18 protein-coding genes are annotated in these 18,553 nt (G+C 62.6%); 8 read left to right on the forward strand and 10 right to left on the reverse strand.

Annotation, left to right across the window (positions count from 1 at the left end):
• Positions 1 to 7 precede the first annotated feature (7 nt).
• From IB275_RS18480 to IB275_RS18495, 4 genes are read right to left on the reverse strand one after another with little or no spacing between them, the layout of a single operon-like run.
• On the reverse strand, positions 8 to 217 hold the full coding sequence (locus IB275_RS18480) for a tautomerase family protein (protein WP_192294825.1): 210 nt from the start codon (positions 215 to 217) through the stop codon (positions 8 to 10).
• Positions 217 to 1,278, reverse strand: a complete 1,062-nt coding sequence (locus IB275_RS18485; RefSeq protein ID WP_192294826.1) for an LLM class flavin-dependent oxidoreductase — start codon at positions 1,276 to 1,278, stop codon at positions 217 to 219. Before IB275_RS18485 ends, IB275_RS18480 begins: the two co-directional genes overlap by 1 nt.
• Positions 1,279 to 1,299: 21 nt before the next feature.
• A complete protein-coding gene (locus IB275_RS18490; RefSeq protein ID WP_192294827.1) occupies positions 1,300 to 2,295 on the reverse strand; it encodes a flavin reductase in 996 nt (331 codons plus the stop codon).
• A gap of 14 nt (positions 2,296 to 2,309) precedes the next feature.
• Positions 2,310 to 3,824: an ABC transporter substrate-binding protein gene (locus tag IB275_RS18495; RefSeq protein WP_225601666.1), complete on the reverse strand. Its 1,515-nt coding sequence runs from the start codon at positions 3,822 to 3,824 to the stop codon at positions 2,310 to 2,312.
• A 505-nt stretch (positions 3,825 to 4,329) separates the two neighbouring features.
• Between IB275_RS18495 and IB275_RS18500 the strand changes: the two genes are divergently transcribed.
• Positions 4,330 to 5,367: a sensor domain-containing diguanylate cyclase gene (locus IB275_RS18500; protein ID WP_192294829.1), complete on the forward strand. Its 1,038-nt coding sequence runs from the start codon at positions 4,330 to 4,332 to the stop codon at positions 5,365 to 5,367.
• Positions 5,368 to 5,496: 129 nt separating this feature from the next.
• Here IB275_RS18500 and IB275_RS18505 read toward each other — a convergent pair whose 3' ends face one another.
• The 4 genes from IB275_RS18505 to IB275_RS18520 all read right to left on the reverse strand — a co-directional run bounded on the left by IB275_RS18505 (position 5,497) and on the right by IB275_RS18520 (position 10,425).
• A complete protein-coding gene (locus IB275_RS18505) occupies positions 5,497 to 7,938 on the reverse strand; it encodes a TonB-dependent siderophore receptor (RefSeq protein WP_192294830.1) in 2,442 nt (813 codons plus the stop codon).
• Positions 7,939 to 8,042: 104 nt separating this feature from the next.
• Entirely contained in the window at positions 8,043 to 9,002 is a 960-nt protein-coding gene (locus IB275_RS18510; protein ID WP_285888482.1) for a FecR domain-containing protein, read from the reverse strand.
• The gene (locus tag IB275_RS18515) at positions 8,999 to 9,529 is read right to left on the reverse strand and encodes a sigma-70 family RNA polymerase sigma factor (RefSeq protein WP_192294831.1); all 531 of its coding nucleotides are present in this window, start codon (positions 9,527 to 9,529) and stop codon (positions 8,999 to 9,001) included. The genes IB275_RS18510 and IB275_RS18515 overlap by 4 nt, the downstream gene beginning before the upstream one ends.
• Positions 9,530 to 9,762: 233 nt before the next feature.
• Entirely contained in the window at positions 9,763 to 10,425 is a 663-nt protein-coding gene (locus tag IB275_RS18520; protein WP_192294832.1) for a TetR/AcrR family transcriptional regulator, read from the reverse strand.
• 134 nt (positions 10,426 to 10,559) lie between these two features.
• Here IB275_RS18520 and IB275_RS18525 point away from each other — a divergent pair, with 134 nt between their 5' ends.
• The 7 genes from IB275_RS18525 (at position 10,560) to IB275_RS18555 (ending at position 16,476) form a co-directional block, all read left to right on the forward strand.
• Entirely contained in the window at positions 10,560 to 12,053 is a 1,494-nt protein-coding gene (locus IB275_RS18525; RefSeq protein ID WP_192294833.1) for a flavin-containing monooxygenase, read from the forward strand.
• Positions 12,050 to 12,976, forward strand: coding sequence for an alpha/beta fold hydrolase (locus IB275_RS18530; RefSeq protein WP_192294834.1), 927 nt, complete (start codon positions 12,050 to 12,052; stop codon positions 12,974 to 12,976). Before IB275_RS18525 ends, IB275_RS18530 begins: the two co-directional genes overlap by 4 nt.
• Positions 12,963 to 13,790 (forward strand): SDR family NAD(P)-dependent oxidoreductase, encoded by an 828-nt coding sequence (locus IB275_RS18535; protein ID WP_192294835.1) that lies wholly within the window; start codon positions 12,963 to 12,965, stop codon positions 13,788 to 13,790. The genes IB275_RS18530 and IB275_RS18535 overlap by 14 nt, the downstream gene beginning before the upstream one ends.
• Before the next feature lie 214 nt (positions 13,791 to 14,004).
• Entirely contained in the window at positions 14,005 to 14,424 is a 420-nt protein-coding gene (locus IB275_RS18540; RefSeq protein WP_192294836.1) for a group II truncated hemoglobin, read from the forward strand.
• Between the two features lie 397 nt (positions 14,425 to 14,821).
• Positions 14,822 to 15,301: a DUF4823 domain-containing protein gene (locus IB275_RS18545; RefSeq protein WP_192294837.1), complete on the forward strand. Its 480-nt coding sequence runs from the start codon at positions 14,822 to 14,824 to the stop codon at positions 15,299 to 15,301.
• Between the two features lie 305 nt (positions 15,302 to 15,606).
• Positions 15,607 to 16,017: a hypothetical protein gene (locus IB275_RS18550; protein ID WP_192296079.1), complete on the forward strand. Its 411-nt coding sequence runs from the start codon at positions 15,607 to 15,609 to the stop codon at positions 16,015 to 16,017.
• Positions 16,018 to 16,095: 78 nt separating this feature from the next.
• Positions 16,096 to 16,476, forward strand: a complete 381-nt coding sequence (locus IB275_RS18555) for a hypothetical protein (RefSeq protein ID WP_192296078.1) — start codon at positions 16,096 to 16,098, stop codon at positions 16,474 to 16,476.
• 172 nt (positions 16,477 to 16,648) lie between these two features.
• Here IB275_RS18555 and IB275_RS18560 read toward each other — a convergent pair whose 3' ends face one another.
• Together IB275_RS18560 and IB275_RS18565 are read right to left on the reverse strand one after the other, a co-directional pair.
• A complete protein-coding gene (locus IB275_RS18560) occupies positions 16,649 to 17,200 on the reverse strand; it encodes a hypothetical protein (protein ID WP_192296077.1) in 552 nt (183 codons plus the stop codon).
• Between the two features lie 334 nt (positions 17,201 to 17,534).
• Positions 17,535 to 18,437, reverse strand: a complete 903-nt coding sequence (locus IB275_RS18565) for a LysR family transcriptional regulator (RefSeq protein ID WP_225607784.1) — start codon at positions 18,435 to 18,437, stop codon at positions 17,535 to 17,537.
• Positions 18,438 to 18,553: the final 116 nt, after the last annotated feature.

The following is an 18,553-nucleotide window of genomic DNA, read 5'->3' on the forward strand; positions in this document are numbered from 1 at the left end:
CGCCTCCTCAGGCCTGGGTCTTGGCGTCTGCAATGATGTCGGCGTAGCTGCGACCACCCACGCCCCAGTCCGCCGGATCCACTTCCTTGAGCAGGATGGTGACGGCCTGGGCCTTGCCGCCGCAGACCTGCAGGTAGGTCTCGGTCAGCGCCTGGATCAACTCGCGTTTCTTTTCGGGGGTTCGTCCGGGGAAAAGTTCTACGGTAAGCAGGGGCATCAGCCGGTCCTCTTTGTCATATTGGTCATGGCGGGTTGCGTGGTGTTGGCGCTGAAGTGCGGGATGATCTGCTCGCCGAAGCGCCGCATCATGTCCAGGCTGTCTTCCTGGGACTGGCCGAAGTTGGCGGTCATGATCACTTCGTCGATGCCGGCCTCGGCGTAGGCCGAGAGCTGGTCGAGCATCTGCTCGCGGGTGCAGATCAGCAGGTTCTTGCCCAGCTCCTCGATGGACTGCTGGCGCGGCAGCGCCTCGATGCCACCGCCATGGACGATGCCGGGGCCGGTGAAGACGTTGTCGAAGCGCCGGTAGTACTCGTAGGCCAGCTGCAGCTTCTCGCGGGCGTCGGCTTCATCGCGGGCCAGGTAAGTGGCGCGCTGCAGCGAGAGTCGGGCGCGGCGGGCGGATTTCGGCCTGGCCTCGGCCTTGCCGCGGCGGAAGGCGTTGACCTGGTCCAACAGCATCTGGTGGTCGCCACTGAGCGGCGTGGTCTGCACCGAGAAGCCCTGGCGCGCGCAGGCCTGGATGCCTTCGGGCGCCATGCTCGCCACCACCAGCGGAATCTCCCGGTCGGGGCGCGGCATGACGGTCAGCGGGCCGAACTGGTAGTACTTGCCGTCCCAGCTCACTTCCTTGCGCGTCAGTAGCGCCTGCAGCACGGCGAGGGATTCGTCGAAGCGCTCACGGGTCTCGTGCATCGGCACGCCGAGCATCTCGATCTCGTACTTGAACGCGCCACGCCCCACTCCCAGCACCAGCCGGCCGTCGCACAACGCGTCGGCCTGCACCACTTCGCCGGCGAAGACGCGCATGTCACGGATCGGCAGCACGGCGATAGAGGTGACCAGCTCGATGTGCCGGGTGACCGAGGCGATTTTCACCGCCATCTGCAACGGCGACGGCACCAGCAGGATGTTGATCAGGTGGTGTTCGGGGATCGAGATGCCGGCGTAGCCGACCTCTTCCGCCACCACGGCCTGCTCGACCATGTGCTCGTAGAGCTGTTTGCCGGAGGCGTCCGGATCGGGCAGGTAGGAACTGAGGAAATGGTTGAATTCCATGTTGTTATCCACTCGGTGGTCTTAGTGTTTCCAGTCCAGCCAGTGCACGGGCTTGCCCGCGATGCCGGCGATTCGTCCGCCATCGGCGGTGTCGCAGTAGATGCCGAAGCTGTCGGCCTGGCGCTCGCTGAAGAAGCGATGGAGCATGCTGGTGAGGTAGTCGCCGCGCACCAGCCGCCAGGGCTCGTCCTCAGCGCGGAACAGGCGCACTTCGCGCCCGGCGCTGGCAGCCGGCGCCAGCTCGCCGCTGGCGTCGGCGCGGAAGATCAGGCGGGTGAAGTCATCCCCCGCCTCCTCGAACATCGAGTAGATGAACGACACCTCGCCCACCAGGCCAACGCGGCGGAATACCTCGTCGATCACCGCCTTCTGGCTCACCCCGGCGCGCCAGAACACCTCGGGGATGCTCCAGTGCTGCTGGCCCGCCTCGCGCACCAGCAGCACGCCGCTGTCGCGGGCGATCAGGCAACCGACCTTGAGCGCACTGCCGCGCTCCACCTGGATGGCCTTGGCACCTTCGGCGAAGTCGATGTAGCTGCCGCGGAAGTAGCCCAGCGGGCTGCCGACGCTGCTGCGGTAACGCTGTACTTCACCGATCAGGATCACGTGGTCGCCCGCCTCCACCAGGCTGTGGCGGCGGCAGCTGAGCACGCTCAGGCTATCGGCCAGGCACGGCACGTCAGACTCGCAGGAGAGCAGCTCGACCCCGGCGAACTTGTCCGCCATGCGGCCGGCGAAGCGGTTGGACAGCTCGCGCTGCCAGTCGCCGAGAATGTTGATGGCGAAGCGTTCAGCCGCGCTGAACACCGCCAGGCTACCGGCGCTCTTGGCGATGCACACCAGCACCAGCGCCGGGCTCAGCGACACCGAGGTGAAGGAGTTGGCGGTGAAGCCGCGCGGGGTGCCATCGGCCTCGCGGGTGGTGACGATGGTGACGCCGGTCATGAAGGTGCCGAAGACGTTGCGCAGGCTGCGGGTGTCGTCGGCGCTGACCGGATGCCAGTCGAGGTTGCTCATTTCGCTCTCCCGCTTCATGCCAGCGACCAGCGCTCGATGGCGCGCATGCCATCCAGCGCCATGTCGCCGGCAATGGTGGGCGACGCGACCACGTCGTTGCCCATGCCCATGATGTGGTTCATGAACATCGGCACCACGGTGGATCCCTCGTCGCGGAGCATGGCCTGCATGTCCCAGTAGATGGCCTTGCGCCGGGACTCATCGAGTTCGGAGCGAGCCTGCAGCAGCAGCTTGTCGAAGCGCTCGTTGTTCCACTGGGTGTCGCCCCAGGAAGCGCCGCTGGCGTAGATCTGGCTGAAGATCCAGTCCGGGGTGGCGCGGCCGGTCCAGTAGCACATGCACATTGGCTTCTTCGACCAGACGTTGATCCAGTAGCCGTCGTTGGACTCGCGCACCACCTTGAGGTTGATGCCGGCCTTGCGTGCGCTTTCCTCGAACAGCACGCCGGCATCCACCGCTCCGGCGAAGGCCGCGTCGGCGGCGCTGATGCTCACGTCCAGGCTGTCCATGCCGGCCTGCTTGAGGTAGAAGCGCGCTTTGTCCGGGTCGTACTGGCGCTGTGGCAGTTCGCTGTTGAAGTACTTCTGCTGACGCCCGATGGGATGGTCGTTGCCGACGCTGCCGTGGCCGCGCAGCAGCGATTTCACCCACTGGTCGCGGTCCACCGCGTGCTTGAGTGCCAGGCGTACGTTGTTGTCCTGGAACGGGCTGACCTGGGCGATCATCGGCATGGTGGCGTGGTTGAGGCCGGTGACCTCGGCGATGCGCACCTTGTTGCTGCGCTGCAGCAGCGACAGGGTCTTGATCTCCACGCGGTTGATGACGTTGACCTTGCCGGTGAGCAGCGCATTCTGCCGCGCCACCGGGTCGGCGATGGCAATCAGCTCGGCTTCCTCGACATGGGCGCGGCCCGGCTTCCAGTAGTTGGGGTTGCGGACCACGAAGGCGCGCACGCCGGGGTTGTATTCCTTGAGCATGTAGCCACCGGTCCCCACGCCGGAGCGCCAGTCCACCTGGCCGTCGGCGCCGCGCGGGAGGATGCTCAGGTGGTAGTCGCTCATCAGCACCGGGAAGTCGGCGTTGCCGCCCTTGAGGCTGACGCGCACCGTCGAATCGTCGACCGCCTTGACCTCATCGATCTGCGACACGATGGACTTGGAGAGGGACTTGGAGCCGTCCTTGCGGTGGTAGTCGAGGGTGGCCACCACATCGTCGGCAACGAAGGGCTTGCCGTTATGGAACTGCACGCCGCTGCGCAGCTTGAAGGTCCAGACCTTGGCGTCCGGCGAGGACTCCCAGGACTCGGCCAGCTCGGGGATGGCATTGCCGCTGCTGTCGATCTCCACCAGGTTGCCGCGCAACGCCTGGCTCAGCAGCATCATGAAATCGTCTTCGGCCAGACCCGGATCGAGGCTGTCGGTGGTCGACGCCCCGGCCAGGCCGAACACCAGCCGCCCGCCCTTCTTCGGCTCGGCGAACGCCGGCAACGGCAGGCCTCCCAGCAGTACGCCCGCCCACAACAGGCCCATCGTCCCTTTCACCAGGTCACGACGGGTTACGCCGGAGGATGGTTCCCCAGGTTGCTTTTCCTTCATCCCACACCTCGCAAGACACGTGAGTTTTGTACGACCGTACAGGCATGGAGCGAACTGGCACCTGCGGTCTTCTGATAGTTGTTATCGCCTCAATGCGGCTGCCAAGGCGTTCTCTGGCGGAAGGCTTTTGGACAGTTGTACAGATTATTATCAGCAAGGCGCAGGACGCGCAATAAATTTCTGTACAGCCGTACAGAATTCCTCGAGCGATCTAGCGGAGCACTGGGCACCGCGTTTTCGGGCATGCAACTGCTGGGTTGGCGGTGCTGCTACTGGGCCAGGTCGCCGAACCGGCAGGAAGTTCGCCGGCAAAGAGCGGCACTCGACCCAGGCCACATATCAGCGAAAAAGCGCATGCCTGATAGACATTCCGGGCCTTTCCGTACAGAGCCGTTTCGCTAACAATCGTCGTATCAATCCCAGGGACCGAAGTACCGAAATGGATCAGATACTGTCGCTTCTCTCCGAAACCGTTCCCAAGGCACGAACGCTCGAAGAACTGACGCGGCCATTGCTGTCGCTGCTCAGCAAGGTGACCGGAATGGAATCAACCTACCTGACGACCATCAACATCGAGGAAGGTATCCAGCGCGTCGAATTCGCCCGCAACGTCGGCAACATGGTCATTCCCGAAGGGCTGGTGGTGCCGTGGGCAGATACCCTGTGCAAGCGCGCGCTGGAAGAGAACCGGTTGTACACGGACGACGTCGCGCAATGCTGGGGCGACTCCGAAGCGGCCGCCGCGTTGGGCATCAAGACCTATGTGAGCGCGCCCATCCGCGGCCAGGACGGCAAGGTGCTCGGCACGGTCTGTGCCGCCAGCTCCGATCAGGTGGCCCGACAGCCCGATGCCGAGCCGCTGCTGAACCTGCTGTCGGGGTTGCTGAGCTATTCGCTGGAGCGCGAGCAGCTGGTCGAGCAACTCCATTGCGCCAATGCCGAGCTGGCCAGACTGGCGCTGACGGACTCGCTCACCGGGCTCTCCAACCGGCGCGCGATCCTGGAGAGTTTCGCGCACCTGTTTGCCCTGGCCCAGCGGGAAAAGACCTGCGTCCTCGTCGCGGTGATCGACCTGGATGGGTTCAAGCAGATCAACGACACGCTCGGCCACCTGGCAGGGGATCAACTCCTCTGCGGCGTCGCCGGCCAACTGAAACACGGCCTTCGCTCAAGCGACATTCTCGGGCGGACAGGGGGTGACGAGTTTGTCGTGATCGCCCTCGGCCCGACGGCCTGCCCTGCTGATCCGGCGCTGGAAATGGAGCATGCCGCGCAATTGCTCCAGGAGCGCCTTACCCGGGCCACCATCGGCAATTACGAGCTGGGTGGCGACGTGGGCGACTACAGCTATGCGGGCGCGAGCGTCGGTGTTGCGGCCATCACCCCTGGCCAGATGAGCGCCGAGGAAGCGATCAAGCTGGCAGACCGCGAGATGTACAAGGCCAAACAGCGACGCAGGTTGCAAAGCGCTGGCTGATGCCGCCCGGAGACGTTAGTGATCGGCACAGGCCACGATAGCTACCGTTCCCTGGCGGTAGCTATCGGCCAGGGGCGGACATTCAATCCACCCGCCCGGCGCTGAGGCAGGCCTGCACGCCCACCCTGTTCAGAAACTGTACTTGAGCGACAGCATCATATTCCTCGGCTCCCCATACACATTGCTTGGCACCGTGACGGAGGAGCTCAGCGAGTTGTAGTACTTCTTGTCGAACGCATTGTTCAGGTTCAGCTGCGCATCGATATGGGCAGTCGGCTTGAACCCCACCAGGAAGTCCACCAGCGTGAAGGCGTCCTGCTCGACCATGTAGGTGGTGCCCTTGTTGTAGATGCGGTTCTGCCGGTAAAGGGAGCTACCGATGCGCCATTGGTCAAGCGCGCCGGGCAAGGTGTAGGTCGTGCTCATCTTGAACAGGTGCCGCGGAATGTCGGTATCGAACAGGCGCCCTTCGTTGGCCTTGTTCGCATCCTTGCGGTATTTGGCCTCGGTAAAGGTGTAGCCGGCGCCCAGCTGCCAGTTGGGCGTGAGCTGTCCTTGCAGCTCCAGTTCGATGCCTTTGCTGCGCACCTCGCCGGCCGCCTCGTAGCACGAGGTCGTGGGGTAGCTGGGGCAGATGCTCTGGTCGGTAATGGCCTTGGCGCGGTTCTCCTGGTCCAGCTGGAAGATGGCGGCGGAGGCATTCAGCGCACCGTCGAAGTACTCGCCCTTGATGCCGAGTTCGTAGTTCTTGCCGGTGATCGGTTCGATGACCGAGCCTGAGGAATCGAAGTAGCTCTGCGGCTTGAAGATGTCGGTGTAGCTGACGTACACCGAATGATGCGTGTCCAGGTCATACACCAGGCCGGCGTACTTGGTGACGTGACGGTTGACCTTCAGCTCAGTCTCCGTGCCTTTGTAGGGCGCGCTGGTATCGTTTTCGTACCAGTCCAGGCGACTGCCCAGAATCAGCTTCAGCGGGTCGGCCAGGCTCAGTCGGGTGGTCGCGTAAACGCTGTTGAGCTTGGCGTTGGTGTTCTGCCAACCGTATTTGGTCTGGCTGGCAATCTTCGGGGTGTCGCCGTTCCAGTTGTAGATATCGATATTGCTGTGCAGCAGCACGTTTGGCGGCACATCACCATTGAACACCACGCGGCGATGGCTGGCGCCGAACACCAGCTCGTGGTCGCGGTCCATCAGGCGGAACGGGCCACTGGCGTAGGCATCGAAGCTGTTCTGGCTTTCCCGGTAATGGCCGGCACCGACATACTGGTCATAGGTCTGGGTGGCGGTGCGCCCGAGTATGTAGGTGCCCAGCATGTCCAGGTCGGCCCAGGTCCTGGTCGCCGACAGGTTGAGTTTCCACCCGTTGTCCAGCGCGTGTTCGAGGGCGGCATAGGCGGAGGTGCTGGTCTTGTTCCAGTACTCCCAGTCATTGCTCAGGGAGGTGGAGCGCGACAGCTTCAGGTCGCTGCCATCGAAGCCCACGGGCAGGCCGGTCCAGCCGTTGCCGTTGTAGTCGTCCTGCTGGCGCGAAGCGCTGACTGTCAGGGTGGTGCTGTCGTTCAGGTCGGCCTCCACGATCCCGTAGAACAGGTTGCGCTCGTTATCCAATGAGTCGCGGAAGCTGCCCTGGGTCTGGTAGGCGGTGACCAGCCGGCCGTGCACGGCACCGTTGTCGGTCAGCGGGCCGGACACGTCGAGGTCGGTGCGGTAGCGGTCCCAGGTGCCAGCGCTGCCCTGGATGCTTGCCTGGAAGGTTGGCGTAGGACGCTTGCGAATCAGGTTGATGGCCGCGGCCGGGTTTCCGGCACCCTGCATCAGACCTGTGGCACCGCGCACCACTTCCACCCGGTCGTACATGGCCATGTCTGCGGACAGCAGATCCTGGGACAGCTGGGAGCTGTCGAGGCTGGTGGGCAGGCCGTCGTACATGATGTTGTCGAGGGCAAAGCCACGGGCGTAGTAAGTGGAGCGCTCCGGCCCCGTGCGCCGGATGACCATGCCCGGGGTGCTCTGCACAACGTCATTGAGGTCGGCCAGGGCCTGGTCGTCGATGCGCTGGCGAGTCATCACCGTAACCGACTGTGGTGTCTCGCGCAGCGATGACGGCAGCTTGGTGGCGGTGCTGGTGCTGCCGGTGGTGTAGGAGCCGGTGTGTTCGGTGGTTTCCCCCAGGCCCTGGCCGATCACCGAAGTGGCGTCCATCTCCAGCGCGCCTTCGGTGGACGCAGCCACCAGGGTAAAGCGGCCATCACTTTCTCGCACGGCGCGAATGCCCGTTCCAGCAAGCAGGGTACGCAACCCCTCTTCCACCGGGAAGCGGCCCTCCAGGCCCGTGCTGTTCAGGCCGCGGGTCAAGCGCGAATCGAACGACAGCACGATTCCCGACTCGGCGGCAAAGCGCGTCAGCACCTGGCCAAGTTCACCCGCGGCAATCTGATAACGCTGTGTGGCAACCGTATCGGCCAGCACCGGCAGGGGCGCCAGCAAGGCGGTGCAGAGGATCGCCAGCCGCACACGAGCGCGCAGAGGGTGCAGGGAATTTGCCGGGGGGGTATGCGGGGTATTCATCGTCGTCCTTCTCTCATGGTCACCGACCGTATGAATCGGCCGTCTTTCATGGGTCGAACGAAGATGCGAATTGATATCACCCCACATGAATTATTTCTTGCCGATCAGGCCGGCACGACCGTGATCCAGAAGCGTGTGCGACGCTCCACGCGCACCGGCAAGGCGCTGGCCAGCGCACGAAAAGTCTGCTCGGTGTCGTCCAGTTCGAAGGTGCCGCTCAGACGCAAGTCCGCCACCTGCGGGTCGCAGCGCAGCAGGCCGGGCCGGTAGCGACCCAGGTCGGCCAGGAAGTCGGCCAGGCGCTGGTCGTTGGCGATCAGCAATCCACGGGACCAGGCATCAGCGGCGTAATCCAGCCTCCGCGTGGAGAACACCTCGACGACATCGAACCGACAGGCCTGCCCCTGATCCATCGCGGTGGCGCCCAGTGCGCTCTTCGGCTGCACCTGCACCTGTCCGCTGTAGACCTCCACCTGCGAGACAGCATCGAACTGGCGCACCGAAAAACGCCCGCCCACGGCACGGACGTCACCCTGCCCCGTTGCCACGCTGAGGCTGGAGCCGGCCAGGGCGCTCACCAGCACTTCACCGCTGCGCAAGATCATCCGGCATTGCCCGTCTGCATAAGCGACGTCCAGCGCGCTCTGAGTGTTGAGCAGCAACTGGCTGCCATCGGCGAGGGTGATCGGTAGCCGCTCGCCAATGGCACTGCGGTAATCGGCGAACAGCGCGCCCTGCTCGAACTCGCGGTAGCCACCCAGCCCAAGCGCGCCCGTCCCGAGGGCCAGCAGCATGCCCTTGAGTACGGTGCGACGGTTGCTGCGTCTATCCTCCCGCGCCAGGCCGAAGACACGTCCGCTGAAATCACCGGGCATACCCTGCATGCGCCGCTGCAATCTCTCAGCCTGCTGCCAGGCCCAACCGTTGTGCGGGGATGCATCCAGCCAGCGCTGCCAGGCTTGGCGATCCGCCGCGACGGCGTCACCGCTGGCAAACAGGCTGAACCAGTCTGCCGCCTGTTCGATGGACTCCAGTTGCGCAGCGCTGATGCCGGCGCCGCTCACAAGCCGTGCTCCAGGCTATAGAGCATGCAATGACGCGAGGCCTTCGCGATGTAGCGGTTCACCGTGACGAGCGACACCCCGAGGGTCTGGGCAATGCGGCGGTAGGTCATGCCGTCGAGCTGGGACAACAGAAAGGCCTGGCGCACCTTGTCGCCAAGCGCGGCGAGCATGGCGTCGAGCTGGACCAGGGTTTCCATCAGGATCAGCCGATCCTCGGCGGATATGTCCAGGGCTTCCGGCACCTCGGCCAGCGCCTGTAGCCACGCGCGCTCCAGGCGCTGACGGCGGTAGTGATCGATCATCAGGCGGCGTGCAACCGTCGCCAGAAAGCTGCGTGGCTCACGCACCGCTTCGATGCGCCCCTGCCGGTCGGTACTGCCGAGCAGGCGGACGAAGACGTCCTGAACCAGGTCAGCCGCCAGTTGGCTGCAATCCACACGGCTGCGCAACCAGCCACGCAGCCAACGGTGCTGTTCCTTATAGAGGTCGCCGACCTCGAGCTGACGGATCGGGCCCTGGCTCGTCATTGCCAATCATCTTTCGAGTGCAAATGGGAATAATTATCATATCAACCTCATGGGAAGCTGGGCAATCTTCCTGAATGCGCGGCAAGGTTGATTGCCGCAATATTCGTCTGGCTGACTTCTGCTACGGGTCGGTAGCTGCCTCTGTCCAGAGGCGGCGGTTGGCTGTGGATTCATTCCTCGAACGCAACACACTGAGCGCTGTATAAGCAGGGGGACCAGGCCACCGCCGGCCCTCAGTTTCGCGGCGCCTGCAACTGCCCCACCGCGCCGAGGAAGATCTTCAGGGTCGCTTCCACCACCACGCCGATCGGCGCCGAGTAGCGGCTGCGCACCCAGGCGGCGGCAGCGTGGATGGCCGAGCCGGCCAATGCTGCGCCGACCAGCGCCATCTCACGCGGATCATGGGAAGTGATCGGCACGCCCGCGCGCTCGAGGTACTCCATCATCAGCTCGGCGAACTCGCCCATGTGCCGGCTGTACAGCTCGTCGACCCGCGGGCTGACACCCAGCACTTCGCGGTGGGTCACCTGGGCGAACTGGGGATTGGTCATGGCTTCGAAGAAGCAGGTCAGGCCCGCACGCAGGCGCGGCTCCACGCCGCCTTCCGCCGCGTCCAGCACCTGACTCAGGCGCTCGCGGTAATCGCCCATGAGCTGCTCGTAGCAGGCCACCAGCAGGTCCTCCATGGTCGCGAAGGACTCATAGAAGTAGCGGTTGGTCAGGCCCGTCGCTGCCGTGAGAGTGCGCATGGTGGTGGCGTGGTAGCCCACGGTACCGAACAGCTCGATACCGGCCTCGATGAAACGCTGCCGCCGCTGGGCGGCGCGCTCGGCCACTGCCACACCGGAATAGGTGCGCTCCGCCGACATATCGGCGTGGGAAGGTAAATCACTCATGGCGAAATCTTACTCCTTGACAACAAGCGTTGTCACACTCCAGAGTTAACTGACAACAATCGTTGTCACAACCGTTCACTGTCACAGCCATTCGTTGCCACCACCATCCGTTGCCACAACCAGAGTGCGACTCGATGACTACAACAAAAAACAACAGCCCTGCTGCCGTCGACGTTCTGATCATCGGTGCCGGCATCTCCGGCATCGGCGCTGCCTACCACCTGCAGAAAGACTGCCCGATCCTCTCCTACACCATCGTCGAGGCGCGCGCCGACCTGGGCGGTACCTGGGACCTGTTCCGCTATCCCGGCATTCGCTCTGACTCCGACCTTTTCACCTTCGGCTATAGCTTCAAACCGTGGAAGGAGAACAAGGCTATCGCCGATGGCGCCTCGATCAAGGCCTACATCGCCGAAACCGCCAGGGAGAACGGCATCGACCGGAACATCCGCTTTCAGCACCGGGTGACCGACACCGACTGGTCGAGCGAACGGCAGCGCTGGCAGGTCACGATCCGCCGCGAAGACACCCATGAGACACAAGTCATCGAGGCGCGCTGGATCTTCACCGCCGCCGGCTACTACCGCTACGACCAGGGCTTCGCTCCCGACTTCCAGGGCCAGGACGAATTCCGGGGGCAGATTGTGCATCCCCAGCACTGGCCGGAGAACCTCGACTACCGCGGCAAGCGCGTAGTCGTCATCGGCAGCGGCGCCACTGCAGTGACTCTGATTCCCTCGATGGCAGACGAGGCCGCGCACATCACCATGCTGCAGCGCACACCGACCTACGTGCTGCCGGTGCCCGCGCAGGACCCGCTCGCGCGCCGGCTGCGTCCGTGGCTGGGCGTCGACCTGGCGTTCGCCCTGACGCGCCGTTTCAATATCGCCAAGCAGCGCTGGGTCTACGCCTTCTGTCAGCGCTTCCCGAACAAGGCCCGCGAGATCATCCATAAGCTGAACACGCGGATGCTGCCCGAAGGCTACCCGGTCGACGTTCACTTCAACCCGCCCTACAACCCCTGGGATCAGCGCATGTGCGCGGTGCCCGGCGGCGACCTGTTCCGGGTGATTTCCTCGGGCAAGGCGTCGATCGTTACCGACCATATCGAGCGCTTCACCCCGACCGGTATCCAGCTTCGCTCCGGCGAGCATCTCGTAGCCGACCTGATCGTCACCGCCACCGGCCTGAACCTGCAGCCGCTGGGCGGCATCCAGCCGAAGATCGACGGCCAGCCGGTGCCGCTGTCGCAGTGCGTCACCTACAAGGGCATGCTGCTCAGCGGCATCCCCAACTTCGCCATCGCAATCGGCTACACCTCCTCGTCCTGGACACTGAAGATCGGCCTGCTGTGCGAGCACTTCACACGGCTGCTCGGCTACATGCACAAGCGCGGCTATGAGGTCTGCACCCCCAGGGCCGACCCGTCGATGAAGACCGAACCACTGCTGAACTTCGGTGCCGGCTACGTCCAGCGCTCCCTCGACAAACTGCCCCGGCAGGGCAGCACGCAGCCCTGGTCCATGTCCTGGAACTACGCTGCCGACGTGAAGGTATTCCGCAAGGGCCGCATCGACGACCCGGCCCTGGAGTTCATCTCCGCCAAGGCAGGGGGAGCGCACGCATGAGCCTGGCCCTGCACGAAGAACGCTTCGCCACACTGCCCAACGGCCTGCGCCTGTGCTACTCGGAACACGGTAGCGAGGCAGCGCCGGCGCTGGTGCTGATCGCCGGGCTCGGCCTGCAGATGGTCTACTGGCCCGCCGCACTGATTGATCGACTGGTCGAGGGCGGGCTGCGGGTCATCTGCTTCGACAACCGCGACGCCGGGCGCTCCGGCCGCAGCTCGACGCCCCATCCAAGCCAGTTCCAACAGTTGCTCGGCAAGGCTCCGGACGCCTGCTACGGCCTGGAGCAGATGGCCGACGACACCGCCCAGTTGCTCGAGCACCTGAATATCGGCGCCGCCCACCTGGTCGGCATGTCCATGGGCGGGATGATTGCCCAGACCCTCGCCTACCGCCATCCCGGCCGGGTGAAGTCGCTGGTGTCGATCTTCTCCACTACCGGCAACCGCCGCGTCGGCCAGCCCGCCTACTCGACGCTCTGGCGCCTGTCGCGGGCCAAGGCGCCGAAGTCGCGGGACGAAGCCATCGCCAGCTACAGCGCCATGATGAGCCACATCGGCGACGCCAACGCGCCGGATGCGCAGGCCCAGTGGCAGGACTACTCCGCGCTGGCCTGGGTGCGCAACGGCGAGCGCGCCGACGCCAGGGCGCTGTTCCGGCAGATCGGCGCAATCCTGCGCTCCGGCGACCGCACGGCCCACCTGAAAACCATCAGCGCGCCCAGCCTGGTACTCCACGGCGACCTCGACCGCATGGTCCACCCCAGCGGCGGCGAAGCCACCGCCCGAGCTATTCCCCGCGCGACTCACCAGGTGATCCGTGGCATGCGCCACCAGATCGACTCGTTCCAGGCGCATCAGCTCTCCCGCTTGATCGCCGACCACATCCAGCGCACTCAGGACAACCTTCATGAAGCTCGATAATCAGGTTGCCGTACTCACCGGGGCAGCCAGCGGCATCGGTCGCGCCCTCGCCGAGCAACTCGCCGGGAAAGGCTGCCACCTGGCCCTGGTCGACCGCGACGAGGCCGGCTTGCGCGAGACCCTCGCCCGCCTCCCCCGCACCGGCCGCCACGTCAGCCTGCATGTGCTCGACCTGGCGCAACGGGATGCCGTTCGCCAGCTCCCGGAACAGGTGCTGCAGGAACACCCGACAGTCCATCTGGTAATCAACAACGCCGGTGTAGCCGTCGGCGGCAGCTTCGACCGGGTGAGCGAGGAAGACTTCGACTGGCTCATGGCGATCAACTTCCACGCCGTCGTCGATATCACCCGCGGCTTTCTCCCGGTGCTTCAGCGCAATGGCGCGCCCGGCAAGTTCGTCAACGTCTCCAGCCTCTACGGCCTGGTCTCCCCGCCCGGCCAGGCCGCCTACAGCGCCAGCAAGTTCGCCGTGCGTGGTTTCAGCAATTCCCTGCGCCACGAGCTGCGTGGCAGCAACGTGGACATGATGGTCGTCCATCCGGGCGGCATCGCCACCTCCATCGCCAAGAATGCCAAGGCGCCGAAGGACATCGACCCGGCCGAGGTCGAACGCCAGCGCAAGGAAATGAACCGCCTGTTGCGCATGCCACCGGCCAAGGCAGCCGGCATCATCCTCAACGGCATCGAGAAAGACCGCGCGCGGGTCATCGTCGGCATGGATGCGCTGATCCTCTCGATCATCGAGCGGCTGGTGCCGGTGAACTACTGGGGCATCATCGAGCGGCTGATGAACCAGCGCAGCAGGGCAAAGTAAGAACCCTCACCCGCAGGCAGGTCCCGAGGCCAGCCCTGCTGGCCTCTTTGTTCCGCACCAACTCCGGCGTGTGCGGCGTTCGCTGCACCGGCCAGGAAGGAATCGGGAGGCGCACAGAGCGGGAGCGTTGAGTCTGAACTGGCACCAGCCTGGGGCCATCCGTCGACGCGCCGGGTATGATCGGGTTTCCCAAAACTTCAGCGAGCCCCCGAACGTGAGCAGCACCCTTCCCTTCGGCACAGGCGATGCCTCCTACCAGGCCGCTGGCGGAATCGACGGCCTGCGTCGCCTGGTCGACGACTTCTACCGGTTGATGGATGAACTGCCAGAGGCGGCAGACCTGCGCCGCATGCACCCGCAAAGCCTGGAGCAGTCGCGCGACAAACTGGCCTGCTTCCTCAGCGGCTGGCTGGGCGGCCCAAGGCTGTTCAGCGAAAAATACGGCTCCATCTCCATCCCGTCCTTCCACGCCCAGTGGCCCGTCGACGAAGCTCTCAGCGCCGCCTGGCTGGGCTGCATGGAGCGCGCCATTGCCCTGCAGCCTTTCTCGCAGGATTTCGCCGATTACCTGCTGACGCAATTGCGCGTGCCGGCGCACCGGGTGGTCCAGGCGAGCCAGGCGCGGCACAGCTGAGGCACCTCCGTCGACTGCCCGGCCATTGTCCATTCGAGAGGTCTCTGGCCGATGGCCGGCCGCCACGACGGGCAGAGGCCAGCCAGACGCGGACTACAGCAGCGAATCAATCATGTAGGTCTGCTGTCCGCTGCTTCGGCCCATGCTGGCTGCATTGCCTCAAGTGACAAGTCGCTACCAGCCGACTGAAACACACTTAAAAGCTGATCCGGTCGAGTCGTGCATCCAGGCGCCGTAAAAACATGGCGAAACAATGGCGCGCACGGGTACTCTTTGAACCCGGCTTTCACCCTCGCCAGAGGGTGGCTGCACATCACGCCAAGGAAAGAAGATGATCCCGGTTTCAGTCTCAAGGCTTCTAGCAGTCGCAGTATTCGCGTTTTCGTCAGTGGGCTGCATGGACTCGACTCACTTCGTCAAAGACGGCAAGTCGACCGGCCTGCCCTCCCACTCCAGCTACTACGTGGCTCTCCCTGAAGATGGGCAGTACGGCGCGAAGCCCTACCCTGGCTCGGGCAAGATGACCGCCAGCACCATTAAGTCCGCACTTCAGAAGAACTCGCAGAAGGTGACGAGCTCAAATCGCGTCGAAGACTTCGATCAAGCCCTCAACAGCGCCCGTATCGGTGGCTACAGCTACCTGGTTTTCCCCACCATCCTGCACTGGGAAGACCGCGCCACCGAGTGGAACTTCATGCGCGATAAGGTCGAAGTAAAGATCGACATCGTGGATGTCTTCTCCGGCGAAGCGGAGAGCTCCACTGTGATTGAGGGTAAAAGCGGGATTGCCACCCTGGGTGGCGACCATCCTCAAGACCTCCTCCCAGATCCGATCAACGAGTACTTCCGCTCAGCGCTTTATGGCACCGTTCAGTAAATCGCTACCCGCAGGATCAGCAGACATTTACCGTCAGGTCACCCACATGTTTTTCGTCGGGTGCGCCGCGCACAGGAGGCCAGATCGGTGATCTCTTCGGTGCGTACGGCACCCCCTCGGAGATCGTTTGCTCATCGAGTTCGATAGATGCCTCCGCCCGGAAGCTGCCTTTGCCCAGGGGCAGCAATCGGCCAGAAGCGGACATAAACATGGTCTCATTCTGGCCGTCGCCCCTAGAGTTCAGGCTACACTCGCCCCCTCTGAGCAGCGACGGTTCGCCTGCTCATCCTCATTGGCGAAAACCCATGCAGAAGCTCGACTTGCCCCGCATTCCAGTACGTTTCAGAGGCTTCACCCTGCCTGTTGCAAGTGAGTTCCTTATTTGCGACTACGACGAGGTGCTCCGGGTATCGTTGTCTGAGCCGGCGAGCGTTGAAGTCACCGATGAGCACCCCAATGACTTCGAACTGAAACGCACCGATTGGTTTGGGGTATCTATGCGCGAACCTATCGCCCAGGCGGGATCGTATGAGCTGTCCTACGTTTTTGTCCCCGAGGACGATTTTCAGAAAGTCACCATCAAATCCGCTTCAGGGAGCAAAACTCTGAGTTTCAGGACATTCTCGGGAGACTGGTTTGTCGCCTCGTTCAGCGCAGACGCCAAGTACTTGGTTTTGGCAGAGCCGTATCTCCTGGAGATTTATGCACTCGAATAGCCACAAACGCCCAGGGCTAACGCCGTTTGCACTGTTCGCAGCGATGTTGGATTCAGGCTGCATTATTTCGGGGTCTGGATGAACACACTCCTTGTTGCGCACGTTGAGCCGTACGCCCCAGGCAGCGAGTCTGCCAGCGTTACCCTGAAGAGTTCTCATGGTGAGATCGAGGTGTTTTGTTACCCCTGTTATCTCAAAGCTGGAGATCGGGTAGAGAACTTTCTGTTTGCACTCGATGCTAACGCACGTGCGGCCAGCCTTTCCGACTGGCCATCTGATGAAATAGAAGAAAGAGGAAAAGAAAGGCTTCAGAAAGTCGGACCCTACGCCTATCAAGGGTGCGGGCGCGTGCTTGATCGATCGTCAGGCCTTGTCGAAGTACTGGGTTTTCACATCGAGTTAGGTGCGATTCCTTGTGATGGTGCAGTGGACTTCGAAATCTCGCGCGTCGATCTTTGAAGCATTGGACTATGGCTTTCGCCGATCGATACCCCCACCGGCGGGTAAAGGCACTGCTTCTGCGGCGGATCCGCTAATCAAAATGATGTCTGTAGCTGCTTCTCACGAACTGCAGAAATCGGCCATTAGCGGACATACGACAAGAGCACCTTGCTGAATCAACCTCAAATTTTTATCCGTTAATTATACATAGCGCGTATATTCGCTGGTCAGGCCGATAATCTAGTGGGACATCCCAGCCAGTAATCTCCATCACACCAAAGTTCTCATCAGTATAGAACCACTGCTCGTTATCATCGTATTCCAATTCGGAAAAGCTTAACAAATCCGCAACCAAGCTGCCGAGGCCAATTTCACCGGGGAGGCGTCCTTGGTAAATCAATGGCTCCGCCATGTCACCTGGAAAACTAAAATCATAGGCTTTTATCGCGTACAGCCTTCCCTCCCTAAACATCATGGATAGCGCAGGCATCTCTCGCTTAAACTTACTTATTACGCTCCGATCAGAGAGGTTAAAATAAAGAATTCCATCGCCATCCTCATCATCAAAATAGCTCTCCAGACATAGCAATGGCCCCCTTAAAAACTTGAATTCGTTAGAGTCAGTCAGATATCGAGGCAATACAAGATCAAGACACTTTTTACTGATACCTATAGGCACTCCTGCCAGGGACGCGCCTGGGACAATTGGTGCGTCCCATGAGATTTCAAAATTATCACTCATAACCGCTCAACCGTCCGATAGTTAATAAAGAGCTCGAATCTCTCTGCCCCGAAGGATTGAGATAAATCGTATTTTCATCGTAAAGCGGCTGTCCTGTCCCAATAGATATCTGCCCGTAGGTAGATAGCTCGACGAGCGTCACCTGCGCCCCATCAGTCGGACTAAAATTTCTCGACTCCATACACCCTAACATCATGGGGAAAACGTCCGCTATGGGTCGGTAGCTGCCTCTCACTAGAGGCAGCAAACGGCCGGGAGCGGGCATCGCCAGTTTTCTCGGCTTAGTGGCGGCTTACTGACGAACAATGGGGCGGTCTTGTGGCTTTACCCGCCATCAACGTGCTTTGCCGTACCTAAAAATGCTCAGACAGAGATCCACGAAACTACGCACTTTGGGGTCCATGTAACGACTGGACGGGAAGACCGCATGGACGGGCGCAGGCACCTCGGCCCAACCAGGCAGCACGCACGCCAACGCACCTGACGCCAAGTAAGGCTCGGCCATAAAGCGCGGCAACTGCGCGATTCCCACTCCCGCCAATGCCAAGTTCTTTGCCGCGATCGTGCTGTTGACTGCGCAACGTGGAGTGAGCGTGATCTTCTCGGTTCTTCCCCCGTTCACCAAGTTCCAGTGGGAGCGGCCACGGGTAGTTTTCATGATGAGATCGTGCTGCTTCAGGTCGCCGATGACGGCAATCACTGACGCGCCTTTGAGATAGTCCGTGGACGCATACAGACCGTAATCCACCTCGCCTAGCTTTCGCGCAGAAAGGCCTGAATCATCAAGTGTGCCGATGCGAATGGCAACATCGAACCCTTCATGAATGATGTCCACCAGGCGGTTGGTGTATTCCGCTTCGACCGTCACCTTGGGCGCCTGTCGCAGGAATGCCGCGATCCACTCGTCCACGACCATGGTCCCGAACTCGGAGCCTGCGGTGAGTTTAAGCAGCCCCTTGGGCTCCCTCGACTGCTGTGCCACCGCTGCTTCGGCCGCCTCGGCGGCGGTCAGGATGCTCATGGCACGTTCGAAATAGTCGCGCCCCACTTCCGTCACGCTCAGGCGGCGAGTCGAGCGGGTCAGCAGCTGCGCGCCGAGCTTCTCCTCCATACGCCGAACGATGCGGCTGATGCGCGCCTTGTCGGTGCCCAGTCGATCGGCGGCGGTGGTGAAGGAGCCCTCGGTAACAACGGCCGCGAAAACTCGCATTTCCGGCAAATCGATTGATGTATTCATGGACAACAGTATTTGGTGTTAGCCCTTATTTATCAACAATGACACCACCTCTAGAGTGCGCCCCATGCAGCGCCCTGAGGGCGCGCATCGCATGAAGTCCGTCGCGGCTTTGCGCC

The organism is Pseudomonas sp. PDM21, assembly GCF_014852505.2.
Lineage (GTDB): Bacteria > Pseudomonadota > Gammaproteobacteria > Pseudomonadales > Pseudomonadaceae > Pseudomonas.